Source organism: Thermaurantiacus sp. (assembly GCF_053487655.1).
Genome location: NZ_JBRCLD010000017.1, coordinates 1 through 25,298, shown reverse-complemented (window position 1 = coordinate 25,298; position 25,298 = coordinate 1). Strand labels below are relative to the sequence as shown.

Annotated in this window: 23 protein-coding genes, 1 tRNA gene and 1 pseudogene; 11 read left to right on the top strand and 14 right to left on the bottom strand. The window is 67.0% G+C overall.

The window, feature by feature from the left end:
* Positions 1–537: pseudogene (locus tag ACWIQA_RS01900) on the top strand (histidine phosphatase family protein); the annotation flags it as partial.
* Between the two features lie 249 nt (positions 538–786).
* On the opposite strand, the gene ACWIQA_RS01895 reads toward ACWIQA_RS01900, so the two are convergent.
* The 5 genes from ACWIQA_RS01895 to ACWIQA_RS01875 form a co-directional block, all read right to left on the bottom strand.
* Positions 787–933 carry a hypothetical protein gene (locus ACWIQA_RS01895; RefSeq protein WP_448581370.1) on the bottom strand — a complete coding sequence of 49 codons (147 nt, stop codon included), beginning with the start codon at positions 931–933 and terminating at the stop codon, positions 787–789.
* A 223-nt stretch (positions 934–1,156) separates the two neighbouring features.
* A tRNA-Pro gene (locus ACWIQA_RS01890) sits at positions 1,157–1,233 on the bottom strand.
* Between the two features lie 453 nt (positions 1,234–1,686).
* Positions 1,687–2,424 carry a sigma-70 family RNA polymerase sigma factor gene (locus ACWIQA_RS01885; protein ID WP_448581369.1) on the bottom strand — a complete coding sequence of 246 codons (738 nt, stop codon included), beginning with the start codon at positions 2,422–2,424 and terminating at the stop codon, positions 1,687–1,689.
* Positions 2,424–4,430 carry a flagellar biosynthesis protein FlhA gene (locus ACWIQA_RS01880; protein ID WP_448581371.1) on the bottom strand — a complete coding sequence of 669 codons (2,007 nt, stop codon included), beginning with the start codon at positions 4,428–4,430 and terminating at the stop codon, positions 2,424–2,426. Before ACWIQA_RS01880 ends, ACWIQA_RS01885 begins: the two co-directional genes overlap by 1 nt.
* 120 nt (positions 4,431–4,550) lie before the next feature.
* On the bottom strand, positions 4,551–5,300 hold the full coding sequence (locus ACWIQA_RS01875) for a transglycosylase SLT domain-containing protein (RefSeq protein ID WP_448581368.1): 750 nt from the start codon (positions 5,298–5,300) through the stop codon (positions 4,551–4,553).
* 131 nt (positions 5,301–5,431) lie between these two features.
* On the opposite strand from ACWIQA_RS01875, the gene clpP reads away from it, so the two are divergent.
* The 3 genes from clpP (at position 5,432) to ACWIQA_RS01860 (ending at position 6,847) form a co-directional block, all read left to right on the top strand.
* Positions 5,432–6,103, top strand: a complete 672-nt coding sequence (gene clpP, locus ACWIQA_RS01870; RefSeq protein WP_448581367.1) for an ATP-dependent Clp endopeptidase proteolytic subunit ClpP — start codon at positions 5,432–5,434, stop codon at positions 6,101–6,103.
* Between the two features lie 175 nt (positions 6,104–6,278).
* Positions 6,279–6,479 (top strand): hypothetical protein, encoded by a 201-nt coding sequence (locus tag ACWIQA_RS01865; RefSeq protein WP_448581366.1) that lies wholly within the window; start codon positions 6,279–6,281, stop codon positions 6,477–6,479.
* Between the two features lie 41 nt (positions 6,480–6,520).
* Positions 6,521–6,847: a GNAT family N-acetyltransferase gene (locus ACWIQA_RS01860; RefSeq protein ID WP_448581365.1), complete on the top strand. Its 327-nt coding sequence runs from the start codon at positions 6,521–6,523 to the stop codon at positions 6,845–6,847.
* Positions 6,848–6,853: 6 nt separating this feature from the next.
* Here ACWIQA_RS01860 and ACWIQA_RS01855 read toward each other — a convergent pair whose 3' ends face one another.
* From ACWIQA_RS01855 to ACWIQA_RS01830, 6 genes are all read right to left on the bottom strand, one after another.
* On the bottom strand, positions 6,854–7,546 hold the full coding sequence (locus ACWIQA_RS01855; protein ID WP_448581364.1) for a cytochrome b/b6 domain-containing protein: 693 nt from the start codon (positions 7,544–7,546) through the stop codon (positions 6,854–6,856).
* The gene (locus tag ACWIQA_RS01850; RefSeq protein ID WP_448581363.1) at positions 7,543–7,995 is read right to left on the bottom strand and encodes a c-type cytochrome; all 453 of its coding nucleotides are present in this window, start codon (positions 7,993–7,995) and stop codon (positions 7,543–7,545) included. Before ACWIQA_RS01850 ends, ACWIQA_RS01855 begins: the two co-directional genes overlap by 4 nt.
* A gap of 71 nt (positions 7,996–8,066) precedes the next feature.
* On the bottom strand, positions 8,067–9,965 hold the full coding sequence (gene cysN, locus ACWIQA_RS01845; protein WP_448581362.1) for a sulfate adenylyltransferase subunit CysN: 1,899 nt from the start codon (positions 9,963–9,965) through the stop codon (positions 8,067–8,069).
* Complete coding sequence (gene cysD, locus ACWIQA_RS01840) at positions 9,965–10,891, bottom strand: sulfate adenylyltransferase subunit CysD (RefSeq protein ID WP_448581361.1); 927 nt, start codon at positions 10,889–10,891, stop codon at positions 9,965–9,967. The genes cysN and cysD overlap by 1 nt, the downstream gene beginning before the upstream one ends.
* Before the next feature lie 93 nt (positions 10,892–10,984).
* On the bottom strand, positions 10,985–11,983 hold the full coding sequence (locus ACWIQA_RS01835) for a glucokinase (protein ID WP_448581360.1): 999 nt from the start codon (positions 11,981–11,983) through the stop codon (positions 10,985–10,987).
* Positions 11,980–13,596 (bottom strand): alpha-amylase family glycosyl hydrolase, encoded by a 1,617-nt coding sequence (locus ACWIQA_RS01830; protein ID WP_448581359.1) that lies wholly within the window; start codon positions 13,594–13,596, stop codon positions 11,980–11,982. Before ACWIQA_RS01830 ends, ACWIQA_RS01835 begins: the two co-directional genes overlap by 4 nt.
* Positions 13,597–13,652: 56 nt before the next feature.
* Here ACWIQA_RS01830 and ACWIQA_RS01825 point away from each other — a divergent pair, with 56 nt between their 5' ends.
* Both ACWIQA_RS01825 and ACWIQA_RS01820 read left to right on the top strand, forming a co-directional pair.
* Positions 13,653–14,348 carry a squalene/phytoene synthase family protein gene (locus ACWIQA_RS01825; RefSeq protein WP_448581358.1) on the top strand — a complete coding sequence of 232 codons (696 nt, stop codon included), beginning with the start codon at positions 13,653–13,655 and terminating at the stop codon, positions 14,346–14,348.
* 50 nt (positions 14,349–14,398) lie between these two features.
* Positions 14,399–14,947, top strand: coding sequence for an EF-hand domain-containing protein (locus ACWIQA_RS01820; protein WP_448581357.1), 549 nt, complete (start codon positions 14,399–14,401; stop codon positions 14,945–14,947).
* Between the two features lie 4 nt (positions 14,948–14,951).
* Here ACWIQA_RS01820 and ACWIQA_RS01815 read toward each other — a convergent pair whose 3' ends face one another.
* Positions 14,952–17,714, bottom strand: a complete 2,763-nt coding sequence (locus tag ACWIQA_RS01815) for a [protein-PII] uridylyltransferase (RefSeq protein ID WP_448581356.1) — start codon at positions 17,712–17,714, stop codon at positions 14,952–14,954.
* Positions 17,715–17,928: 214 nt separating this feature from the next.
* Here ACWIQA_RS01815 and ACWIQA_RS01810 point away from each other — a divergent pair, with 214 nt between their 5' ends.
* From ACWIQA_RS01810 to ACWIQA_RS01790, 5 genes are all read left to right on the top strand, one after another.
* Complete coding sequence (locus tag ACWIQA_RS01810; protein ID WP_448581355.1) at positions 17,929–19,497, top strand: spinster family MFS transporter; 1,569 nt, start codon at positions 17,929–17,931, stop codon at positions 19,495–19,497.
* Positions 19,494–20,270 (top strand): SDR family oxidoreductase, encoded by a 777-nt coding sequence (locus tag ACWIQA_RS01805; protein ID WP_448581354.1) that lies wholly within the window; start codon positions 19,494–19,496, stop codon positions 20,268–20,270. The genes ACWIQA_RS01810 and ACWIQA_RS01805 overlap by 4 nt, the downstream gene beginning before the upstream one ends.
* Positions 20,271–20,415: 145 nt before the next feature.
* Complete coding sequence (locus tag ACWIQA_RS01800) at positions 20,416–21,231, top strand: MotA/TolQ/ExbB proton channel family protein (protein ID WP_448581353.1); 816 nt, start codon at positions 20,416–20,418, stop codon at positions 21,229–21,231.
* Entirely contained in the window at positions 21,228–21,638 is a 411-nt protein-coding gene (locus tag ACWIQA_RS01795) for an ExbD/TolR family protein (RefSeq protein ID WP_448581352.1), read from the top strand. Before ACWIQA_RS01800 ends, ACWIQA_RS01795 begins: the two co-directional genes overlap by 4 nt.
* Positions 21,639–21,676: 38 nt before the next feature.
* A complete protein-coding gene (locus tag ACWIQA_RS01790; protein WP_448581351.1) occupies positions 21,677–22,099 on the top strand; it encodes an ExbD/TolR family protein in 423 nt (140 codons plus the stop codon).
* A gap of 482 nt (positions 22,100–22,581) precedes the next feature.
* Here the strand turns inward: ACWIQA_RS01790 and ACWIQA_RS01785 are convergent, their stop codons facing one another.
* Together ACWIQA_RS01785 and ACWIQA_RS01780 are read right to left on the bottom strand one after the other, a co-directional pair.
* The gene (locus tag ACWIQA_RS01785; protein ID WP_448581350.1) at positions 22,582–23,925 is read right to left on the bottom strand and encodes a Gfo/Idh/MocA family protein; all 1,344 of its coding nucleotides are present in this window, start codon (positions 23,923–23,925) and stop codon (positions 22,582–22,584) included.
* A gap of 215 nt (positions 23,926–24,140) precedes the next feature.
* Positions 24,141–25,298: hypothetical protein (locus ACWIQA_RS01780; RefSeq protein WP_448581349.1), on the bottom strand; the 1,158-nt coding region annotated here is incomplete at its 5' end.

Below are 25,298 nucleotides of genomic sequence, written 5' to 3'. Positions count from 1 at the left end.
CATCCGCCGGTTGCGCGCGCTTGGGCCAAGCGCTGCTACGGCCAGAGCGATCCCGGCCTGTCGCGGGCCGGGGCGAGGATGCAGCGCGAATTGGCTGCAAAGCTCGTCCGGCTCCACCCCGATTTCGTCATCCACTCTGGCCTCCGCCGCACTGCCGGGCGTGCGCTTCGGGTTGCCGAAGCTGCCGGTTGCCCAATTGCCATCGACCGGCGATGGCCGGAGCGGCACTTCGGAGCCTGGGCAGGACAAAGCTGGCACGCGATCTGACGCGAAACCGGCGATGCGATGGACGGCATGATGACCGATCCTCATGGCTTTCGCCCCGGCGGCGGCGAAACCACGGCCGAACTTGCCGACCACGTCGGAGCCGCCTTCGAGTCCCTGCCCGAGGCACGTATCATTGTCGTCACCCACGGCGGCCCTATTGCCGCACTCATGGCCAGCGCGGCCGGTGCCCCGCTTGCCGCACTTGTGCGCCACGTGCCGCCTCCCGGCGCCATCGTGCCGTTGCCCCTCGCCTTCGCTCCCGGCGCTTGATAGGCCGCGGCCGGGACCAGTCTGCCTCGCCAAGGGAGGCGCTAAGTCCCTCGGAGAACAGGGAGTCTCAAGTGACAACACCCCTGCTGGCGCCCATCTGGCATCCGCAAGCACAAAAGAGGAGCCCATCAGGCATCGACGATCTTCAAAATACGGCCTCTCATGCACTTTCAACTGCAAATCATTTTTCATCTTTATCCTTGATGCCGGGCATCGAATTGTTTCTTGCTCGATATCGCCTATTCCCCTCTATATCCGTTCAACAACAAGAGATATTTTGGCTGAAGGCTCTTCGGTGCCGGCGCGGTTGGCAACAGCTTCAGCATCCTCGATGCGGATGCGCAGGGGTGCAAGCTGCAAGTGAGCGGTCGCCATCACTGGAGAGCGTTCGGCCATGCTGTGCGCCTGCCATTTGTCGTCGGGGGTTGGGAGGGAAGGGGGAATTTCCCCATTTTGCATTCTCCGCGCGAGCGACAGGGGCAAAGACCGGTCGCCGGTGCCGCAGACCGTCGGGCCGACGCGCGGGCACCCTCGGGGCCTGGCCCCAACGCGCCCTGCGCTTCCGCCCCCATGGCAATGCGGGACTTGCCAAGACCGAAAGCCCGGCCAGGCGGAGAGATGGTCGGGGAGACAGGATTCGAACCTGCGACCCTCTGCTCCCAAAGCAGATGCGCTACCAGGCTGCGCCACTCCCCGGCGACTGCGCCTTAGGAGAAGCGCTGGCCGGGTGCAATTGTCTGCCAGTGTCTCTGCGGCGCCACTGGCGTCTCTCCCTCCCCAGGCATTCGCAACCGTTGGGGCGTACACAGGTTCGCCAGCCCGGTTCGCCAGCCCGGCCCGGCGATGACCGGGGCCAGCTTCCGCCAGCGGCCGAGCCGGAGTTTGTCCTGCTGCTCAGCGCCTGACGCGGCAGGCCGGGCGCTCTGGAGACGGGAGCGCAAGCTGCGAAATCGGGCAGGTCCAACCGGAATCGCTCGCAGTCCCTTGACATCAGCATGTAGGAAAATGTTCCACGTGGAACATTTTCCTACAGGGAAGCAGGGGCGTGGGCGAAGCCCGCGCGTCGGTCGGGCTCGGCTGCGCCGACCCGCCGGCCGGGCCTTCGGCGAGTCTGCGGGCGAGCATCCGCTAGCCGCGGCCGCCTGCGGCCTAGTCCTCCCAGCCTCCGAGCAGTTTCCGGACCTTCGTAAGCGCTGCCTTCTTGATCTGGCAGATCCTGGCCGCCCCCACCCCCAGGACCTGGCCAATTTCCTCCAGGTTCATCTCCTCGACGAAATAGAGCTGGAGCACCATGGCCTCGCGCTCCGGGAGCTTGCGGATCGCCTCGGCGAGATGCGCTTGCATCTCCTTCGATTGCAGCTGGTCGAGGGCATCGGGTGCATCGTCGGCAAACCAGATCGAATGGTCGGAATAGACTTCGTCGATCGACTCGTAGCGCACCCCCTGGGTGCTGGCATTGGCCTCCTGTAGCTCAGCCAGGCTGATCTCCAGCGCTTGCGCCAGCTCGAGGTCCGAGGGCGGCCGGCCGAGCACGCCCTCGAGCCGGGCGCGTGCAGCATTGAGCTCACGCCGGCGCTTCAAGGCTGATCGGCACATCGTCGCCTGCTTCCTTAGCGCATCGATCATTGCGCCGCGGATCCGGACTGTCGCGTAGGTCGCAAAGGCGGCATGGCCGCGATCCTCGAACGACCGCGCGGACTCAATGAGTGCAATCATCCCGATCTGCACCAATTCCTCGACATCGATCGCGGAGGAGACCCGGGCATGGGTGTGCCAGGCGATCTTGCGGACGAGCGCGAGATGGTTCTGGATCAGTCGTTCTGGCTCCACTCGGGCGAGTGCTGCCGGCGTGTAGAGCTTGAGGTCGAGACCAAGGCGGGCGTCCATCAGGCGTCCTCCGGCTGGGGCAGGGTGGGTTCGGATGCACCGACGACGGCGAGAACCTCGACGGCGCGGCTGTCGGGAAGCTCGGGAAAACCGATGACGGGAAGGTCGAGCCCGGCGCTGCGCAAGAGGCGCCACAGCGGCCGCCGCGCCCCAGCCTGGCTGATGAGCGCAACCGGCGCCCCTTCTGCCTTCGGCAATGCTGCCCGCACCGCCTCCACCACGCGGTTGCCGAGCGCAGCCTCAAACGGGAAGGCTGCCCCAGGCGCTGCCCGCACTGCGCCCTGGAGAAGCGCCTCGAGCTCTGGGGCAAGTGCGATCAGCCGGAGCGGCTGGTCAGGTTCGGCAATGCTGCTGGTCACGAGCCCGCCGAGGCGTGCGCGCACGGCCTCGAGAAGTTCGGCGGGCTCGGACACGTTGGCGGCAGCCTCGGCGATGGCTCCAGCGATACGGGCGAAATCCCGGAGTGGCAGCCCTTCCTCGACGAGCGCCCTGAGCAGCGCCGTCAGCTGGGGGAGCGCAATCGCCTTGGGCCCCAGCGCCTGGGCGAGCTGCGGGTGGCGCTTGGCAAGTGCGTCAACAAGGGCCTGCACGTCATCGAGACCCAGGAGGGTTGCTGCATTCTGGCGCAGCAGCTTGTGGAGATGGGTGCCGATGACGGTTGCTGGATCGACGACGGTATATCCAGCCTCAATGGCGCGCGCCTCGAGCGCCGGGTCGATCCAGCGCGCGGGAAGCCCGAACGCGGGATCCTTCGTCTCGCGCCCTGGCACCGGGCGTGCGATGGTCTCCGCTTCGAGCGCGAGCAAGTCATTGGGCCAGGCCTCGCCAAGGCCGGCCCGCTCGCCGGCAACGGAAATGCGATACTGGTGGGGGGCGAGCGCGAGATCATCCCGCACGCGGACCATCGGCAGCACGAACCCGAGCTCGCGCGAAAGCTGGCGGCGGATGCCAGTGATGCGGGCCATGAGCGGTGCACCGGCCGCCTCGTCGACCAGCGGGATGAGACCATAGCCGATCTCAAGGTTGATGGCTGCACTCTCCCCCACTTCCGACCAGTCGATGCGGGCGGGCTCCGGGCTTGGCGCCGGTGTCAGAGGCGCTGGCGCCGCAGCAGCGCGCCGGAGCCGCCAGCCGATGAGCGCCGCCGCGCCGGCTGCGCTGCCAAGGATTGCACTCGGCATCGCCGGCACAAGGGCGAGCAGGCCGAGAATAGCAGCAGCCGGAATCCACGCTGACGCATCGCCAAACTGGGTCCGGACCTGGGCTTCGAGCTTGCGGTCTTCGCTGGTGCGGGTGACGAGGATGGCCGCCGAAATCGACAAGAGCAGGGCTGGGATCTGCGCGACCAGCGCATCCCCGACCGCCATCACCAAATAGAGGGAGGCGGCCTCTCCAAGCGCAAGCCCGTGGCTTGCGCTTCCAATCACGAGGCCGCCAATGCTGGTGATCAGAAGAATGAGGATGCCAGCGCCAGCATCGCCTTTCACGAACTTGGATGCACCATCCATGGCGCCATAGAAATCCGCCTCGGTTGCCACCTCGCGGCGCCGCGCCTTGGCTTCGTCTGGCGTCAGCATCCCAGCATTCAAGTCGGCATCGATTGCCATCTGCTTGCCCGGCAGCGCATCGAGCGTGAACCGCGCCGAGACCTCCGAAACCCGGCCAGCGCCGCGGGCAATGACCATGAGGTTGATAATCATAAGAATGGCAAAAATGATAATTCCGACAATAAAGTTGCCGCCTATCAGCAGTTTTCCGAAGGCTTCGATCACCCGGCCGGCGGCGTCCGTCCCCTCATGGCCGTGCAGCAGCACCACCCGGGTCGAGGCGACGTTGAGCGCGAGCCGGAACAGGGTCGCGAACAGAAGCACGGTGGGGAAGGCGGAGAAGTCGAGTGGACGGTTGGCGTGGAGCACCACCATCAGCATGACAAGCGCAAGCAGGATGTTGCCGACGAAGAAAAGGTCGAGCAGGGCGGCAGGAATGGGCACCACCATCAAGAGCATGATGGCGAGGATCCCGGCCGGCAGCAGGGCGGCGAGATTGCCGCTGCCCGAGACGCGCCCGAACAGCCGGGATAGCCCTCCCGCGGCTCCGGTCAGCCCGGCGCTGGCGTCTGCCACCGCTCAGGCCCCCAGGCTTGCGAGCAGCAGATAGGCGGCTTGGGCTGCGCGCCTTGCATCCATTGTGGATGCATCTTCAGGCCCGCGGGCGACAGCCGCCTCGGTGCTGGCGCCGAGGCGCGGCAATTGCGTGCCGTCTGATGCGCGGGCGGTGGCTGCCTCTGGCACGTCGGTGCCGATTCCCAGACGGTGTCGGAACAGGGCATGGATGTCGGCAAGGCTGCGAGGTGTGCCGCCGGCAAAGAAGATCGCCCGGTTGGCCCTGGCTGCTTTTGGGAACAGCTCTGCGCCGGCGGTCTGCGGCGCTGTGGCAAGCGCAGAGAGGAAGCGGATGGCGCCGCCTGCACCCAGGAAATGGGCGAGATAGAGATCCGCAGGTGACGCGGCGCGGCCGAGCGCATGCTCGATCCGGTCGCGGTTCTCGGCCATGAATGCGCCCGCCATGAGCGCAGCCGCCCAGGGATCTGCCCTCAGCGCCAACGCCTCGGCGCGCGTGGTGGCGCGGATCCCGTGCTTGTCGCCATGGCGGGCGAGCATGTGGAGCCAGGTGGAATCAATGAACTGGAACAGGCCAGTCGCCGACGAGGTGGCGGCGCGGGCCTGGGTCTGGAAGCCGCTTTCAAGACGGGCAGTTGCAAACAGGGTGGGGAAATCGGCACCGGTGGCGCGAGCGGCAGCCGCGATCACAGGCGCGACAGCCTCGCCAGCGCGCCGAAGCGCGGCCGGAAGCCGGGCGAGTCCATCCACCTGCATGGTGCCCCCGTAGCAAGCGCCGTGCCAGCCACCGCGGCGAGACAGTTTCGGAATGGTTGTTTTCGCGATTGTAACCTTGCAGCGTCCGGCGGGGGCTTGACGGCGGCCGGGGGAAGGCCGACTTGGAGGCCATGGACATCTCCTTCGATCAGATCCCCGGCCTCTCCTCTGCTGCGGCTCGCACCCATGCTGGGCTTGTTCCTATCGTCATCGAGCAATCCTCGCGCGGCGAGCGCTCGTTTGACATTTTCTCGCGCTTGCTGAGAGAGCGGATCGTGTTCGTGACGGGCGGAATTGAGGACACCATGGCCTCGCTCGTCGTTGCCCAGCTGCTGTTTCTTGAGGCGGAGAACCCCAAGAAGGACATCTTCATGTACATCAATTCGCCTGGCGGCGTGGTGACTTCAGGCATGGCGATCCACGACACCATGATGTACATCCGCCCCAAGGTGGCGACCGTGTGCATCGGGCAGGCTGCCTCCATGGGTGCCTTCCTGCTTTCGGCAGGCGAGCCGGGGATGCGGGTTGCGCTCACCAATGCGCGAATCATGATCCACCAGCCCTCGGGCGGGGCGCAGGGCCAGGCAACCGACATCGAGATTCAGGCGCGCGAGATCTTGCGCATCCGCGCGCGCATGAACGAGCTGATGGCCAAATATACCGGCCAGCCGCTCAAGGTGATCGAGGATGCCGTCGAGCGTGACAAGTTCCTCGACGCCCAGGAAGCGAAAGCTTTCGGCCTGGTCGACGAGGTGATGGAGAAGCGGCCGCTGCCAACCGAGGAGCAGCAAAAGGCGGCCTGAGCCTCGCCACCCCGGCCGCTGACGGGAGCGCCCGGAGGGGAAGGCGCAGGGAGGGGAAGGCGCAGGGAGGGGAAGGCGCAGGGAGGGGAAGGTGCTTGGACGGGAAGGCGCATGCAAGGCCCGGATCGGGTCTTCCTGTGCCTTGGGCTGACGGGAGTGCCCGGAGGGGTGGCGCATGGAAGTGCGGGCGCTTGGCGAGGGTGACCGCGGCGCGGCGTTTGCCACGCTCGTTGCGGCCTTTGCTGCCGACCCCATTGCGCGCTGGGTGATGCCGTCGGCGAAGGGCTATCTGGCGCTGTTCCTGGCCGTGCGCGCGCACATGGCCGGCCCGGCCTTTGCCGCCGGTGGCGCCTTTGCGACTGCCTGCGGGGCGTAGCGCTGTGGCTGCCGCCGGGAACCGGAGCCGACCACGAAGCCTTGGGGGACGCCTTCGCTGCAGCCGCCTTCACGGGCCCGGCCGATGCTCCGGCCCTCTTTGCAATGATGGCTGCGCATCATCCCGTGGCGCCCCATTGGCATCTCCCCTTTATCCGGGTCGATCCGGCGGCGCAGGGCGGCGGCCTCGGCGCCATGCTTCTCGACTTCGCGCTCGCGCGCATCGATGCGCAGGGGCTCCCCGCCCATCTTGAAAGCTCCAATCCGCGGCATATCCCACGTGACAAGCGGGCCGGCTTTGGCGCGGTGGGCGAGATCCAGGTGGGCGAGAGCCCGCGCATGATAGCGATGTGGCGCCCAGCGCGCTGAGCTGGTTCAGGCGCCAGAATGAGGGAGCGGTGCGCCCGCTCCGATCCACCAGGCAATCCCGGCGGCAACGGCGGCCGCAGCAAGAGCAGCAAGCGGTGAAGCAAAGCGCGGTGCTGCAACATCTTCTGGCACGGCCTTGCGGCCGGAGAGCATGGGGCCAAGCAAATCCTCGCTGCGGGCGACGAAATACCAGGCGATGGCAAGGACGTGGAGCGCAGCCATGGCGAGGATCAGGTTGAAGATCCGATGGTGCCAGATGCGAGCGAGATCAGCGGTCTCGTAGGAGACGAGGTGGGAGAGCGGCCCGGATTCCATCCCGTCGACATCATGGGCAAAGAGACCACAGCTGGCTTGCGCGACCAGCAGCAGGAGAAGGACGGCAACGCTCCAGCCGCCAAGCGGATTGTGGCCGACATGGTGCGGCAACCGGCCGGCGAGATAGGCAAGGACCGTGCGAGGCCGGTGCAGGAACTGGCGGAAGCGCGCTGTCTCGCTGCCGAAGATGCCCCACAGCAGGCGGAACAGCAGCAGGGCGACCATCACCACCCCGAGGCAGCTGTGGAGCGCGATGTCGCGGTTCTCCCCAGTCCACCACATGGCGAGCAGCAGCGGCACCAGCGTCCAGTGAAACAGCCGGACCGGCAGATCCCAGACGCGGACGGTGCGCTGGGCGGCCGGGCTCACACCGGCTGCGCTCACGTCTTCAGGCGGAAGCTGTCGTGGCAGGCCTTGCACGTTGGCCCGACGGCTTGGGTGGCAGCGCGGATCCGCTCGAGGTCGCCCGATTGCGTTGCTGCCTCGAGCGCCTTGACGGCGGCGATGTGGCGGTTGGCAGCCTCGGCGAAGCCGGCGCGGTTGGTCCAGATGGCGGCCAGCGCCTCGGTCTTGACCCCGGCCTCGGGCCCAGTGCCGGGGGGAAAGCCGTTTGGGATTCGCTGCGAGGCCTGGGCGAGCTCGGCGGCAGCGCGGCGCAGGGTTGCAACCGAAGGCCGGGCGCCCTTGAGCTCGTCGTTCAACGTCTTGAAGGCGCGGGCGATGGCCTTGAAGTTGGCCTGGCGTGCCTCGATCGTCGCTGCCGGCTGGCCAAAGGCCGCCATGGGGGCCACAAGCAGCGCCGCTGCCACCGCCAGTCCCGTTCCCGTCCGCATCGCGTAACTCCTCCGCTGTTGCCGGACTTCTAGCTCAGCCCTGCCGGCCTGCCAACCGCTGCCAAAGAGGCTCAGTCGGTACCGAGCAGGCGTTCGACGATCAGGCGGGCGGCCTCTTCGGGCGAGACAGCGGTGGTGTCGATCCGGATTTCGGGGGCCTCGGGAGGCTCATAAGGGCTGTCAATCCCAGTGAAATTCGAAAGCTCGCCGCGGCGCGCCTTGGCGTAGAGGCCTTTGACGTCGCGCGCTTCTGCGACTTCAAGCGGGGTGTCGATGAAGATTTCGAGGAACTCGCCTGGAGGCAGCATGGCGCGGACCATTTCGCGCTCGGCCCGGAAGGGCGAGATGAAGGCCGTGATGACGATGAGCCCGGCATCGGCCATGAGCCGCGCCACTTCGCCGACCCGGCGGATATTCTCGATCCTGTCGGCCTCGGTGAAGCCGAGATCGCGGTTGAGCCCGTGGCGGACATTGTCGCCATCGAGGAGGAAGGTGTGGCGGTTCATCCGGTGGAGCCGCTTTTCGACGAGATTGGCGATGGTCGACTTGCCGGAACCCGAAAGCCCAGTGAACCAGAGCACGGCGGGCTTCTGGTTCTTGAGCGCCGCGCGCGCCTCGCGGCTGACATCAAGCGCTTGCCAGTGGACGTTCTGCGAGCGGCGGAGCGCGAAGTGCAGCATGCCGGCCGCAACCGTTGCGTTGGTGAGCTTGTCGATGAGGATGAAGCCGCCGAGGGTGCGGCTCTCGGCATAGGGGGCAAAGACGATGGCGCGGTCCGTCCGGACTTCGGCCACGCCGATCGCGTTCATGTCGAGCGTCTTCGCTGCCAGATGCTCGCGCGTGTTGACATTGAGGGCATATTTGGGTGCGGCAATGGTGGCAGTGACCGTCTGGGTTCCGAGCTTCAGCCAGTAGCCCCGGCCGACATGGAGCGGCTCTGCGTCCATCCACACAAGCGTTGCCTCGAACTGGTCGGCGAGCTGGGGTGGGGCATCGGCGGCTGCGATCACGCTGCCGCGGGCGCAGTCGATCGCATCCGCGAGCGTGAGGGTGACGGACTGGCCGGCAATGGCTTCTGCGAGGTCGCCATCCATGGTGACGATGCGCGCAACGCGGGTGGTGCGGCCTGCTGGCAGCACGCGGACTTCGTCTCCGGGGCGGACCCGGCCTGCTGCGATGCGGCCGGCAAAGCCGCGGAATGACGGTGACGGCCGGTTGACCCACTGCACTGGCAAGCGGAACGGCTGGGCAATGCTCCTGCCTGGGTCCACCTCGACGGTTTCGAGATGGTGGAGAAGGGTGGGGCCCTCATACCAGGGCATGGCCGCGCAAGGGGTCAAGATATTGTCACCGCGCAGCGCTGAGATGGGGATTGCAAGCGGTTCTGCCATGCCAGCGCAAGCAGCGAAGGCGCGGAACTCCTGGACCAGGGCATCGAACACGCCGGCGTCATGGCCGACCAAGTCCATCTTGTTGATGGCAAGGACGATGTTCCGGATTCCGAGCAGGTGGACGAGGGTGGCATGGCGCCGGGTCTGGGTGGAAAGGCCCTTGGTGGCATCCACAAGCAGGATGGCAAGGTCGGCAGTGGAAGCCCCGGTTACCATGTTGCGGGTGTATTGCTCGTGGCCGGGGGTGTCGGCGACGATGAACTTGCGGCGCTCGGTCTCGAAATAGCGGTAGGCGACATCGATGGTGATGCCCTGCTCGCGCTCGGCCGAAAGCCCGTCGACGAGCAGGGCGAAATCGATCTCCTGCCCCTGGGTTCCGTGGCGCTGCGAGTCGGCAGCAAGCGCGGCCTTCTGGTCTTCGGTCAGCATGCGGGTGTCGTGCAGCATGCGGCCGATGAGGGTGGACTTGCCGTCATCGACCGAGCCGCAGGTGAGAAAGCGCAGCAGCGATTTCGCCGCCGGCGCGGCCACGCGGGCGGGTGCTGGCGCAGGGCACACAGCTTCGTCGGCGCGCGCCATCAGAAATAGCCCTCCTGCTTCTTCTTCTCCATGGAGGCCGATTCGTCATGGTCGACGGCGCGCCCGGCCCGCTCGGAAACGCGCGCAGAGCGCATCTCGGCGATGATCTCGGGAAGCGTTGTCGCCCGGCTTTCGACGGCACCGGTCAGGGGGTAACAGCCAAGTGTGCGGAACCGAACCCATCTTGGCTCGACCACCTCCCCTGCGCGGAAGCGGAAGCGGTCATCGTCGACAACCAGCAGCAGCCCGTCGCGGGCAACCGTCGGCCGCTCGGCAGCGAAATAGAGCGGCACCAGCGGCACACCTTCGCGTGCGATGTAGGCCCAGATGTCCTGCTCAGTCCAGTTGGAGAGCGGGAAGACGCGGATTGTCTCGCCCCGGCGCTTTTTCGCGTTATAGAGGTTCCAGAGCTCAGGGCGCTGGTTGCGCGGGTCCCAGGCGTGGTTGGCGCCGCGGAAGGAGAACACCCGCTCTTTTGCGCGTGCCTTCTCTTCGTCGCGCCGGGCGCCGCCGAAGGCAGCGTCGAAGCCGTGCTGGTCGAGCGCAGCAGTCAAGGTCTCGGTGAGCATGAGGCGGGTGTAGACAGGGGTAGGCGTGTCGAAGGGGTTGACTCCAGCAGCTGCGGCCGCGTCATTGTGGTGGATGAGAAGCTCCATGCCGGCATCAGCCGCCATCCGGTCCCGGTGGGCGAGCATGGCCGCAAAATCCCAGCCGCTGGCGATGTGGAGGAGCGGGAAGGGTGGCACCGCGGGGAAGAAGGCCTTGCGCGCCAAGTGCAGCATGACAGCGGAATCCTTGCCGACGGAATAAAGCAGCACGGGTTTCTCGGCTTCGGCCACGACTTCGCGGAAGATGTGGATGGCCTCGGCCTCGAGCCAGTCGAGATGGTCGAGCCGGTCAGCCGGAGCAGGAGGGAGAGCGTGCATCGCGGTCTTTTCCTGGCAATCGTGCGCGCGGCCCTAGCAGAGCAGGCGCAAGCGCGCTGCCAATTTTCCTTGGCCCCTCCTGTTGTGCGCTTGTCATGCCGTTGCCGACAGCCCTGCTGCGGCAGCACCGACGAGGCCGGGCTCGAACATCGCCAGCCGGAAGAGGGAGCGCTCTTCCATGTGGCGTGCAAGCCTTCCCTTGGCAGTGAAACGGGCATGGAAGCGGGAGCAGGCGAGGTGCCGGCCGAGGCGCGGCACGACCCCGCCGGCGAGCACGACGGCTGCTGCGCCATGGGCAAGCGCGAGATCACCTGCGATGCTGCCAAGCGAAAGGCACCAGCGCTCGAGGGCAGCGCGTGCGAGCGGATCCCGCTTGGCCAGCGCCATCTCCCAAAGCGCGGCATCCTCCATCGCCACCACCGGCTTCCCCTCGATTGCGGCAAGCGCGGCGCGGATGTTGGCAAGCCCCGGTCCTGCCACCACCCGTTCGACCGACACGCGCGGGAAGCGGGTGCGCAGATGCGCAAGGATTTGGTCCTCCAGCGCGTCGAGTGGCGCGAAATCGATGTGGCCAGCCTCGGTTGCAAGGACCTGCGCTCCTCGGCCAGCGCGCAGGAGCATGGCAACACCAAGCCCAGTGCCAGGTCCGACCACGGTCACCACGCCTGTCTCTGGCAGATCTGCTGCCGGCCCGGCAAGCCGCACGAGATCTTCAGGCGCGGCAACCTGGACGGCGTGGGCCACGGCTGCGAAATCATTGAGGATTTGGACCTCCTTGAACCCCAACTGGTCTGCGAGCTGTGTTGGCGCAAGCACCCACGGGCTGTTGGTCAAGGCGATGCGCCCGCCTTCGACGGGCCCGGCAACCGCGATCGCGGCCCGGTGCGGCAGCGGCTGGCCGAGCGTTTCTGCAAAGGCTTGGAGCGCGCTTGGAAGGTCTGGGTGGTCAGCAACCTCCAGGCGCACCACCCCTTGCAGCTGCGGCCGGCCGTCTGTGCCTTCCGTTGCGATTGCAAAGCGGGCGTGGGTACCGCCGATGTCCGCGACCAGCAGTGGGAGCTGCTCAGCACTCAAGGGAGCGCGCGCCTTCATGCCGCCTGCTCGATCCGCCAGGCGAGGGGCGGGAGAGCCGCTGGCCCTGCACCATTGCCCTGGAGGAGCGCGGGGCCTGCGGAATGGCTGTGGCCGACCAGCTGCGCTGCGGAGAGGTTGAAGAGGCAGCGCAGCCGCGCGCGGCCGCGCTGCCGGTCAAAGACGAGGAGCGAGTCGTCGGCATGGACAGGTTCGAACCGGCCCAGCCGCAGCGCCGGCTGCGCCTTCCTGAGGGCGACGAGCGCGCGCGTGAGCGCCAGCACCGAGCCCTTGTCCTGCTCCTGTGCATCAACGGCAAGGGGCCCATGGTCGGGCCCCAGCGGCAGCCAGGGTTCGGCAGTCGAGAAGCCAGCGTGGGGTGCTGCCTTTTGCCAGGGCATGGGGGTGCGCGCGCCATCGCGGGAGAGGGTCAAGGGCCAGTTGGCAATGGCCTCCGGGTCTTGCAGGCGCGCAAACGGCACATCCACCTGCGAAAGACCGAGCTCCTCGCCCTGGTAGAGGATGATGTTGCCGCGAAGCGACAGGAGAAGGGCGAGCAGCATCCGCGCCATCTGATCGCGCATCCCGGGTGGCGCCCAGCGCGAGACAGCGCGCGGCGCATCATGGTTGGAGAAGGTCCAGCTCGGCCAGCCAACTCCTGGCCGTGGGGGCCAGTCGGCCATCGCTTGGACCACCCGGGCTGGCGTGAGCTGCGCCGCGTGGAGGAAGGCGAAGCCATAGGCCGAGTGGAGCCGGCCGGGGCGAGTGAAGGCGCGCATCTGCGCAAGCGAGTCCGGCCCGACCACTTCGGCAAAGGCGAAGGCGCCCCCGTTGGCATCGAGGAGGGCGCGCACCTTCTCAAGCAGGGTGGGGACACCCGGGTGGTTCATGTTGTGGCGCGGCAGCTGGAAGTCGAACGGCCGGGTCTTTGGCCGGCTGCGGTCAGGGGCGGGCGGGTTGTTGCGCAGCGCCGGATCGTGCAGCGCGAAGTTGATGGCATCGAGGCGAAAGCCGTCGACTCCGCGTGCCAGCCAGAAGCAGGCGATGTCGAGCACGGCGTCCACGACCTCGGGATTGTGGAGGTTGAGGTCGGGCTGGGCGGCGAGAAAATTGTGGAGATAATATTGGCTGCGGCGGGCATCCCAAGTCCAGGCCGGACCGCCAAAGACGCTCTGCCAGTTGGAAGGCGGGCTGCCGTCGGGCTTCGGGTCGGCCCAGACATACCAGTCGGCGTGGTGGTTCACCCGGCTCGCCCGGCTGACAGCAAACCAGGGGTGCTCATCTGACGTGTGCGACCAGACCTGGTCGAGGAGGACGCGGAGGCCGAGCGCATGGGCGCGGGCGACCAGCAGGTCGAAGTCTGCGAGGGTTCCGAACAGGGGGTCGATGGCCTTGTGGTCGGCGACATCGTAGCCGAAGTCTTTCATCGGCGAGCGGAAGATGGGCGAAAGCCAGAGGGCGTCCACGCCCAAGGCGGCAATATAGGGGAGCCGCGCGATGATGCCGGCAAGATCGCCGATGCCATCACCATCGCTGTCCTGGAAACTCCGTGGATAGACCTGGTAGATGACGGCGCCCTTCCACCAGGGCGCGCTGGCGCTTGTTCCGCCCGTGTGTCTTCTCCCCTTTGCCATCGCCAGCACCTGCCCCTTGCTTTACCTGCTTGTCGCGATTGACCAAAGCGCGGGGCATGGACGAGGGTATGGCCCTGCTGCGTGCTGCCGATCGCGAGGCCTGGCTGGCGCTCTTGTGGGCGCCGGCGCCAAAGCGGCCAGCGCTTGCCTCGGCACTGGCCCTCGACCTTGAGCTCGAGCGGGTGGTGGCGGAGCTGTCGGAGCCGCTCGTGGCCGAGATCCGCCTTGCCTGGTGGCGCGAGCGCCTGGCCGACCTTGCCCGGGGTGCAACTGCACCGCCCCAGCCGCTTTTGCGGGCGCTCGCCAGCGCAGGCCGAGCCGCGGGGCTCGACTTGCACGCGCTGGCGCGGGTTGAGGATGCGCTTTTGCCATTGCTCGGCACTGACGCACCTGACCTTGCTTGCATTGCTGCCCGGCGCGGCGCCGCGCTTGGCGAGGCGCTTCAGCCCCTGGTCGGCGCCGGGGGCGTGTCAGTGCTTGCCCGCCGCGCTATGGCGCGCTTTGCGCGCCGTTCCTTCCGCAACGGCGCAGCTGTTGTCCGCGGGCTTGCGGCCTGGCGCCAGGGTCCTGCTGCAAGCTTCGAAGCGCCGGATGTGCCGCCGCCTCTGCTGGCTGGTCTTGATGCGCTTGCCCGCGCGGATCTGCGGGCTCTGCGCTGCGGCCGGCCGCTTGCCCGCGCCGCCGGCCCTGGCCGCCAGCTTGCGCTTGCCCGTGCGGCTTTTCGCCTTCCCCTGCGCGCCCGAAACTGGTAAATTCTATTTGGGGTCGAAGCGCCCGCCCTGGCGCGGGCGGGAGAGACCTGATGGATGATACGCCTGCAAGCCCTGTTCTGCGCCGACTGTTGCGGATTCTTGCCTCTTCTGGCGCCGTTGGGCTTGTTGGCCTTGCGCTCCTCTTCTGGACGAGGGCCGATGGCGGCCGGGCGGATGCGCCCGCACTGCCCGGCGCAACAGAAGCGCCCGTCGCTGCCGAAGTTGTGCCCGCATCGGTGGCAAGGCCGCCAGCGCTGGTCGAAGATGTCGAGACGTTCGCGCTTCTGGAAGTGCCGGAGCCTGCCCGGCCGCAGAGCCGCGAGGAGAAGCGCTTCGCCCGTGCCGACCGCAATGACGATGGTGTGATAAGCCAGGCCGAGTTCCTCGCCAACCGCCGCCGCAACTTCGACAAGCTCGACGTGAACGGCGACGGCATGCTCGCGTTTGAGGAATATGCTGCCGCCGGCATCCGCACCTTTGCCGAAACCGACCGCGACGGCGACCGCCGCCTGAACCCGGCCGAGTTCGCCGCGACTGCACGGCCGCCGAAAACCCAGTCGGCGGCGCGCCCGGCCAGCCCGGATTGCGTCTGCAGCTAGGCGGCTACTCGGCGGCGCGGAGCGCCGGCATCGCCCTGGCAGCGGGTTCGGCTGCCACTTCAAGGAGCCGCTTCTCGATTGCCTTCAGGCGTGCGGCCGACATGATCTTGTCCCCGGTCAGGTCGGTCAAATAAAAGGTGTCGACTGCCCGCTCGCCATAGGTTGCGACATGGGCGGAGTGAATTGCGATTCTGAGACCATAGAGCGCATAGGTGAGGCCATAGAGCAAAGCCGGCCGGTCGAGTGCGTTCACTTCGACAACGGTGAAGCGGTTCGAAGCCTTGTTGTCGATGAAGACCTGCGGCACTACCCGGAAAGCCTCCTGCCGGCGCCTTGGAAGCGGCCGGGCCGACAGCCGGTCAGCAAGCTTGACTCGGCCAAGGAGGGCATCGGTAATCGCCCTCTCGAGCCGGGCGAGGCACTGCGGCTCGGCGAACGGGCCACCGAGCGGGTCGGCGACGACGAGATTGTCGAGGGCCATGCCATCGCGCGTGGTGTGGATGCGGGCGTCAAGAATGTTGGCGCCAGCAAGGCTGATTCCACCGGCGATCCGGTAGAAGAGGCCTGGGTGGTCGGCGGCATAGACGGTCACCAGCGTCGTGCCGCGCGCGGCGTCGGGCACGCTCCGGATGGAGAGCAGCTGCCCGGCCCGGTCGGCCTCTGCCATCAGCCGGAAATTGGCTTCCAGCACGTCGTCGGGCTCGGCCAGCCAATAGCTGTCAAAGAAGCGGGCCCAGTGGCGGGCCATGGCTTCAGGGGCAAGGCCGAGTGCAGTGGCAAGCCGTTCCTTGCGGGCGGCAATCCGCGCTTCGCGCCCGCTCTGCTTGTGGCCCAGCCGCAGCACTTCCTCGGCGCTTTCGAAGAGGGTGGTGAGCAACTGCGCCTTCCAGCCGTTCCACACGCCGGGCCCGACGGCCCGGATGTCGACAACCGTCAGCACCAGGAGCAGCCGCAGCCGCTCGAGGCTTGCGACATGCTCGGCGAAATCGAGGATGGTCTTCATGTCGGCGAGATCGCGCTTGAACGCGGTTGCGCTCATGAGGAGATGAAAGCGGACCAGCCAGGCGACGGTTTCCGTCTCGGCGGCTGTAAGGCCGAGCCGCGGGCACAGCCGTTCGGCAACGCCAGCGCCGAGAAGGCTGTGGTCGCCACCGCGGCCCTTGGCGATGTCGTGGAGCAGGACGGCGACATAGAGCACTCGCCGGGACGCGATGTGCGGCAGGATGGCAGTCGAGAGCGGATGCTCGGCGGCGAGCTCCCCGCGCTCGATTCTGGCCAGGAGGCCGATCGCGCGGATGGTGTGCTCATCCACCGTGTAGTGGTGATACATGTCATACTGCATCTTGGCGACGACTCGCCCGAAGTCGGGCACGAAGCGGCCAAAGACGCCGGCCTCGTTCATCCACCGGAGAAGCGTCTCTGGGTCCCTGCGTGAAGTCAGGATGTCGAGGAACATGGCGTTCGCTCGCGGGTCGCGCCGCACCCGCTCGCCGATGAGGGGGGCATCGCGTGCGGCCTGGCGCATGGCGAGCGGATGCACTTCGAGCTCGTGCGCATCGGCCAAGTGGAAGAGCTCGATCAAGCGGACCGGGTCATCCTTGAACCAGTCGTCGGACGGGGCCTCGATCCGGCCGCGGTTGACGAGGAAGCCGTTCAAGGCGCGAGGCCGCCGCAAGAGCGGCGCGAGGCGGGAGCGGCGGCTGGTCTGCTCCTCGAGGTGTGAGAGGAAGAGGCCGGTCAAGTCGCCGACAGTGCGCGCGGTCATGAAATAGTGGCGCATGAAGCGCTCGACTGCCGACATGCCAGGCCGGCCCCGATAGCCCATCCGCTCGGCAAGCTCGCGCTGCAAGTCGAAGGTCAAACGCTCCTCGGCCCGGCCAGCGAGATTGTGGAGCTGCACCCGGATTGCCCAGAGATGGTTGAGGGCGCGCATGAACTGGCGATGCTCAGCGGGGGTGAACAGGCCCTTGTCAACGAGCTCGGCCGGGTCGTCGGCTTCGAGGACGAACTTGCCGATCCAGAACAGGGTCTGAAGGTCGCGAAGCCCGCCCTTGCCTTCCTTGATGTTGGGCTCGACGAGGTAGCGGCTGTCCCCCATGCGCTGGTGGCGGGCGTCGCGCTCGGCCATCTTGGCGGCGACGAACTGGCGGGCGCGGCCGGTGACCACCTCGTGGCGGAAGCGCCAGGCAAGGCCGTCGGCGAGCATGCGGTCGCCCCAGAGATAGCGCGCCTCGAGAAGCGCGGTCTTGACCGAGAGGTCTTGGCCCGCCATGCGGATCGCCTCGTCGGCGGTGCGAGTGGAGTGGCCTACCTTGAGGCCGAGATCCCACAGGGTATAGAGCAGGCTTTCCACCACCTGCTCGACCCACATCGTTCCCCTGACCGGGGCGAGGAACATGAGGTCGATGTCCGAGAAAGGTGCGAGCTCGCCGCGGCCATAGCCGCCCACCGCCAGCATCGCCAAGCGCTCGCCAGCGCTCGGGTTGGCGGCTGGGTAGAGCTGGCCGGTGGTTGCGTCAAAGGCGATTCGGAGCAGCTGGTCCAAGAGGAAGCCGTTGGCATGCGCGAGCTCGAGGCCGCGGCCTGGCGTCTCCTCAATCCGTCGCCGGAGCTCGGCGCGGCCGCGTGCCAGCGCCTCCTTGAGGACAGCAACGAGTGCGGCACGCCCCTCGCCCGCTGCGGCGCTTGCAACCGCGCGTGTCGCTGCATCTCCGACATGGCGCCGGTCGATGAGCGCCCGACGGTTGGGCACATGGTCAGCGCGCATGGCGGATCCTGGTCAGCTCTTGCTCGAGGCCTCCACATAAGGCGCACAGCCGCACCCCGCTAGAGCGCGGGACGCCTTGCCCCCTGTTGCTGCGCATTCGGCGTGCTGTTCTCTTCAAGGTCGCACCAGGTTGCAGCCGAAATCCGGTGCCGCGCAAGCCGCTGGCCCTTTGGAAACACGGCTGCTAGGCGCAGCCGCCGGGAAGGGAAGAGCAATGCACGCATCCGAAGCCGAGCTGGAGGCCGCCCGCGCCCGCGTCGGCGGGCCCTACAGCTGGTATGTGCTCTTCGTCCTTGTTCTCGTCTATGTGATGAACTTCGTCGACCGTCAGATCATGGCCATCCTCGCCGAAGACATCAAGGCGGACTTGCAGGTTGGCGACGCCGAGATCGGCTTTCTCTATGGCACTGTCTTTGGTGTCTTCTATGCCCTCTTCGGGATTCCGCTTGGCCGCCTGGCCGACAGCTGGCACCGGATCCGCTTGCTCACCATCGGGCTTGCACTGTGGTCGGGAATGACAGCGCTTTCAGGTTTTGCCAAGAACTTCGGCCAGCTTGCTGCTGCGCGCATTGGCGTGGGTGTGGGCGAGGCCAGCGCCTCGCCAGTCGCGTTCTCCGTGCTCTCGGACTATTTCCCGCGCGAGAAGCGCGCCACTGCGCTTGCCATCTATTCCTCCGGCCTCTACCTCGGCGGCGGCTTCTCGCTCTTCATCGGCGGCCTTATCGTCAACCGCTGGAACGCTGCTTTCCCCGACGGCGGGCCGCTTGGCCTTGTCGGCTGGCAGGCGGCCTTTCTTGCTGTGGGCATCCCTGGCCTCCTGCTTGCGCTTTGGGTGGCAACACTCAAGGAGCCGATACGGGGCCTTGCCGACGGCATCCCGAGCCCGCCCGTTCCCGACCCGTTCCGCCGCTTCTTCACTGAGCTTTCCTCGGTGCTGCCGCCCTTTACCCTTCTCCATGCCGCCAGCTTCGGCACGCGCGCCCTCACCTGGAACACGGCTGGCCTCGCGGTTGCGCTTCTCTTCATGGCGCTCATGATCCGCTTGACTGGCAATTGGCCGCAGTGGGTGGCGATCGGGCTTGCCGGCTATGCCGTCTTCTCCTGGGCGCAATCGATCCGCCGGCGCGATCCCCCGACCTTTGCCCTCATCTGGGGCACGCCGACCTTCCTGTTCGTGGTGGTGGGCTTTGGCATGATCGCAATGATTGGCTATGCGGTCAGCTTCTGGCAGGCGCCCTATGCCATCCGCGTCTTCGGCGCCGACAAGGCGGTTGCCGGCTTCTTCCTCGGCGGCGGTGGTGCAGCTGGCGGCTTCCTTGGTGTCATCCTCGGTGGCCGGCTTTCGGACTGGTTCAAGGCGAGGAACCCGGCGGGGCGGATCTTCATCGGCTTTGTTGCCCTGTTGGGGGCTGCGCCCTTCTTCATCCTCCAGTTCACGACCGCCTCGGAGCCGCTCTTCTACCTCTGGGGCTTCCTTGCGTCCGTCTTCGCCTCCACTTGGGTTGGAGTTGCAGCCGCGACCAGCCAGGACCTGGTGCTGCCGAGGATGCGGGGCGCGGCAACTGCCACCTATTTCCTTGGCACTACCATCATCGGTCTTGGCATGGGTCCCTTCCTGGTGGGCAAGATGTCCGAGGTGCTGGGCAATCTCGGCCACGCCATCTTGTCGCTCTACGTCTTTGCCATCCCCATCCTCATCGTCCTTGCCCTCCTCTACAGGAGCCTCCCTGATGCCGAAGCGAGCCGTATGGCGCGCGCGCGCGAGGCCGGAGAACCCGAATGAGCCTTTCCCTCCAAAGCCTGTTCTCAGTCGCGGGGAAGACCGTGGTGGTCACGGGTGGCAGCCGCGGCATCGGCGAGATGATCGCGCGCGCCTATGTCGAGAACGGTGCCCACGTTATCTTGACCTCACGGAAGGCGGCCGATGTTGAAGCGCTTGCAGCCGCGCTTGGACCTGCTGCCACGCCCATCCCCGCCGACCTCTCGCAGATGGCCGAGATCGACCGCTTCGCTGCCGAAGTGCGCGCCCGGACCGACAGGTTGGACATCCTCTTCAACAACGCCGGCGCCTCCTGGGGTGCCGGGTTTGATGCGTTTCCTGAACACGGCTGGGACAAGGTCATGGACTTGAACGTCAAGGCCGTCTTCTTCCTGACCCAGCGGCTCGCCCCGCTGCTCGAAGCCGCCGCCACGCCCCAGGACATGGCCCGGGTCATCAACATTGGCTCGATCGATGGGCAGCACGTCTCCCCCATCGAGACCTACAGCTATGCCGCCTCCAAGGCCGCAGTGCTGCATCTGACGCGGATGATGGCGAAATATCTCGCGCCCCGGAACATTGCCGTCAATGCCATTGCACCCGGCTATTTTCCCTCCAAGATGACGGCGGGAATCGCTGAGCATATCGACGCGGTGGCGCTCAAGGCCACCCCGATGGCGCGTTGGGGCACGGCCGAGGATATGGCCGGCGTTGCCCTCTTCCTCGGCAGCCGCGCCTCCGCCTATCTGTGTGGCAGCGTAATAACCGTGGATGGTGGCTACGCAACCACCGCCTGACTGGCACTTGCCCGCTGCTGGCCGCCCCTGACCTTTGTCGACCTGACCTCCGCGGACCTTATCTTCGCGGGCCTGACCTTCACAGAGTTGTCACCAACGCTTTCCATATCTTCGAGGGCACGGTTCGTATCGAAGGAGCGGGGGCGTGGGCCTTTGGCTGGCGAGGATCCTGGGGTTTCTGTCCGCTTCGGCAGGAGCGCGGGCGGCCTTCGCTGCCACGCCTTCGGCGCCGGCTGCAGGGGAAGGGGGGATCCTGGCCGGGATCGCTCGCCTCATCGAACTCGGCGGGCCGGTGGTCCCGGTGCAACTGCTGGTCTCGGTCATCGCGCTTGCCATCATTCTTGCAAAACTTGTCCAGTTTGTCCGCGCGCGCGTCTTCACTGCCGCCTTTGTGACGCCGGTTGCGCGGATGCTGCGAGAAGGGGACATGGCGGGTGCAGCAGCGCGGCTGGCAGACGAAAGGGGGCCGGTTGCAGCCGTGATGCGGGCAGCAGCGGCCGGGCGGGCGAGCGGCACTCCCGATGCCGTGGTGCGCGAGGAAGTGGAGCGGATTGCGCAAGCGGAAATTGACTCGCTCGAGCGGGGGCTGCCACAGCTCAGCCTGATTGCGACCATCAGCCCCTTGCTTGGCCTGCTCGGCACAGTCACGGGGCTTGTCAATGCCTTCCAGCAGCTGGCGGCTGCTGGGGACCGAGTGGATCCTGCCATCCTTTCGAGCGGGATTTGGGAAGCGTTGCTGACCACCGTCATCGGGCTTGTCATCGCGATTCCCGCAGCCGTCTGCTTTGGCCTTTTCCAGCGGGCAGTCGATCTCGTCGGCCGGCGGGCGGAGGATGCGGCAACGCAGGTGTTCACAGCGGACCTCTATCGTCGCCCCGGCTTGGGCGCAGAGGGCGCAGCCGAAGTCCCCCCGCCGGCGCCAACGCGCGCGGCAGACGCGAGGCTTGAGGCGGCGAAATGAAGCTGAGGCCGCGCCGGCGGCACGATGGGCGAGCGCTCAACATCACGCCGCTCATCGACATGGTTTTCATCTTGCTCGTCTTCTTCATGCTGGCGACAAATTTTGCCCGCTTCCGGCTCATTGGTGTCGACTCTCCGGAAGAGCGGGAAGTGGCGCCGACGGCCGAAGGTGCCGTTGTCATCGAGCTTCTGGGGGGTGAGGCGATCCGGGTTGATGGTGTCGCCTATCCGCGCGCCAGCCTGCAGCAGGCGGTTGCTGCAATTACCAAGATCGATCCCAACCGGGTGTTCCTCATTCGCCCCTCGCCCGGGGTTTCGCTGCAGGAGACAGTGACCGCCCATGATGACTCCCGGGCTGGCGGCGCAAGGCAGCTCTCCTTTTCGCGCTACCGTGAGAGAGCACCCTGAGGCCAGCGCCATGAGGCCAGCGTCATGAGGTCAGCGCCATGAGGTTTGTGCCCGACCGCGCCCGGGAAGCCGCGATCGATCTGACACCGCTCATCGACATGGTCTTCATCTTGCTTGTCTTCTTCATGCTTGCCGGGACGATCCGGGCAACTGATGCCTTCCCGGTGCAGCCGCCGACTTCGAAGAGCCGGATCTTCGGGGACGTGCGCGAGGCCGTCATCCTGGTCAAGGCTGACGGGATGGTGGGGCTGAACGGCCGGGTGGTCAGCCACCCGGAAATGATCCGTGCCGTGCGATCGCTGCTGGCGGCCAATCCTGCTGCCCTGGTGCAAGTAAAGGCGGATGGATCGGCCGATGCCAACCTCGTCATCGATGTGCTGGAGAAGCTGCGCGAAGCCGGGGCCGGCTATGTGGTGCTGCTGACTCGCGGTGCGGGTCTCATCGAAGAGCCCCGCCCATGAGTCGCATCGTTGAGAGCGCGCTTGGGGATGTTCGGATCGAAGCAGTCTCCGCCCGCGGCTGGGCTGCAGCCCTTGTCTTTGCGCTCCTCCTCCACCTGCTGTTCGCAGCTGGCCAGGCAGCCCTCGAGCGCGCCCGCGCAGTGCGCCCGGCAGACACAGCCGAGACCCGGATCGATGTTCGGCTTGGGCCTCCTGGCGGCAGGTTGGAGCCTGTCGCGCCCGTGCCAGCACCGGCGGTGCCGCCTGGGACCTTGGCGCAGCCTCAGCGCACCGAACGCTCGCGCGATGCGCCGCCGATTACGCCGACGGCCCCGCCGCCGCCCGCACCTCCGGGTGCAGTGCTATCAAGTGCCATCGGCGCGGGCGGGCAAGGCGCGCCGCCGCCCGCGGCCGAGCCAGTGCCGGCGCCGCCACCGCCAGCGCCGCCACCGCCCAGTCTCGTCGAACCATCTTCGCGCTCCTTCCAGGCATGGGCATCGGCTTTACACGAGCTTGGTTCTGCCCGGCATGGCCACTTCCGGCATGGGCATGGGGCCCCATTCCAGTTGCCTGGGCACCAGCGACTCCTGCGAATTGATCGCCATTTCCCAGCTCACCGATTGTCCGGTGTAGGCGGCCATTCGGCCGAGAATCGCGATCATGGTGCTGTTGGCCATGAAGCGGCCGTCGTTCATCGGCTTGCCGTCGCGGATCGACCGGAACAGCTCGTCGTGTTGCTGCTGGTACATGTTGTTTCGTGGTCCCTCATAGCGCCAGCTCTCCCGGCCGCTGATGACGTGTCTGGGCCGGAAGCCTTCGATGTCGGCCATTCCGGCGCTGCCGGCGATGTGGTTGCTGACATCGTTGGCGCAGCCCGCCTGCTGCCGGCAGTAGATGAACCCGCGCACGCCGTCGCCCCACTCGTAGACCACGGCGAAATGGTCGTAGATGTGCCCGTAGGCGGGGTCGGTGCGGACCTGCCGCCCGCCGGTGCCCCAGGCGCTGACGGGAGAGCGGTCGTTCATGACCCAGGCCATCTTGTCGATTTCGTGGACGCACTGCTCGACGATGTGGTCGCCGCTGAGCCAGGTGAAGTAGAGCCAGTTGCGCAGTTGCCACTCCAGATCGGTCCACTGGGGCTGCCGCGGATGCATCCACAGCGGGCCCGTGTTGTAGGTGCCGTAGAAGGTATGGATTTGGCCGATGGCGCCGTCGTGAATCCGGCGCATGATCGCCCGCTCGGCGAGGCTGTAGCGCCAGCAGAAGCCGCTGACCAGCGAGAGGCCTTTGCGCTGCGCTTCTTCGGCCGTTTCAAGCACCGAGCGCACGCCCGGGGCGTCCACGGCGATCGGCTTTTCACAGAAGACGTGCTTGCCGGCTGCCACGGCCGCTTTGAGGTGGATGGGGCGGAACGCCGGGGGGCTGGCCAGGAGGACGACATCGACGCCGGAGTCGATGACCTTCTGATATGCGTCGAGTCCGACGAAACAGTGATCGGGATCGACCTTGACCTGGGCCGCCCACCGCGGCTCCGCCTCGGCCTGGACGGGCTGGGTCGCTGCCTGCCTTTGGCGACGCAGAGATGCGAGGCTCGATTGGAGCCGGTCCTCGAAGGCGTCGCCCATGGCAACCAATATGGCGTTGGGATCGGCGGACAGCGCCTGTATCGCCGCTCCGGTGCCGCGTCCGCCACAGCCGATAAGGCCGACCCGCAACAGCTCCGATCCGCCCGCGTGAACGGCCCGGGGAACGACCAGTTGCCCGGCCAGCACGCCGGCGGCAACAGCCGAGGTCTTCAGAACGTCGCGACGGGACGGCTGCGCTGTGGGCGGTGTGATGGTGCTCATACGGCCATTGTCCCGCAGCGGGGCCGGCGATGCAATGCGGTGGACGGTGGGCCGGCCCAAGGGGTGCGTGACAGTCTCTGCCTTGGATGGAGCCAGGATGACCGCGGCACACGCTGAAGCGCGGACGCAAGCCAACCCGTCGCAAGGGGAGACACGGGCGAGGACGCCGGCGAGGACGCCCGTGCTACGTCGTGCGCCTGCAGGCAGTTGACTGCTCACCGTTGTGGCTCGGGCGAAGTGCGCGGGACCTCGCCGCCGGCGGCGGGCGGCGCGGCGCCAAGGCTGGCGGTGACGATCGTCGTATTCCAGCTCACGCCGTTCGAGCGTATGGACTCCAGGGAAGCGCCGACGGGGCCAAAGTGGCCGAACTGCATGTTGCCGCGGCCTTCGGGAACGCTGAAGACGGCCCAGAACGGGCGAAAGCCGGCGGCCCGCGACTCCAGGCCGTACATGTAGTTTTCCTCGCCCAGGTCCAGATACGCATCGTGCCCGCGCTCCCAGGCGGGGCTGATCTGCGCGGGGGAGTTGCCGTACAGGCGCACCCAGGGCTGATGCGTGCCATCCTCCAGCAGCGTCACGAGCGTGGCCGGCCGGGGGACGCGGCCATCGGTCCCGAGCACGCGCACGCCCTGGGCCTTGAGTTGATAGATCGCCCAGAGGTCGTCGATTTTCTCGCCGAGGATGATCGCCCGCGCGCCCAGCGTGACGTGCCCGGCGTAGTCGCCCTCCGAGCTGCGCACGGGCGCGCCGGTGCGGCGGTCCATTGCATCGGGCGGCGGCGCCTTGCGTTCCACCAGCACCGCCTGGTGCCACTCGGGCGCGAAGTTCTTCACGCGCTCGTCCAGCCAGTAGCGGGCGTAGTCCGGCACGAGATCGGCCGCGGCACGGTACTCGCTTCGGGCGCCGCGCATGAACACGGTCTGGTTCCAGCCGCGCAGGCCGTAGTTCTGGCCCCAGACGTCGGAGAAGACCAGGTCGCGGATGGTGGCGGCCGGTTGCGTCCACTTCAGCACGTCGATCTGGTAGGAGGCGATCCGGCGATCGGGCGTGAAGGTTACATCGGCCAGCACGCTGGCCCAGTAGGGGATGGCATCGACGTAGTCGTTGACCGCCCGCTGGCCAGGCAGCGTGGCCAGGTGTTTGGCGTGGTAGTAGCAGGCATAGCGGTAGCTTTCGGCGTCGCCGATGCGGTCGGCCATGCGCGCGAACCCCACGACGCCGTTGTAGGTGCTGTCCCACGTGTCGCCGCCGCCGGCGTGGAAGCCGGCCAGCTCCCATTCGCCGTGGCGTTTGAAGTCGCTGACGGTGGTGAAAAGCGAGCGGATCAGAGGCCAGTGCCGGCGGATCAGCTCGTTGTCGCCGGTGTATCGGGC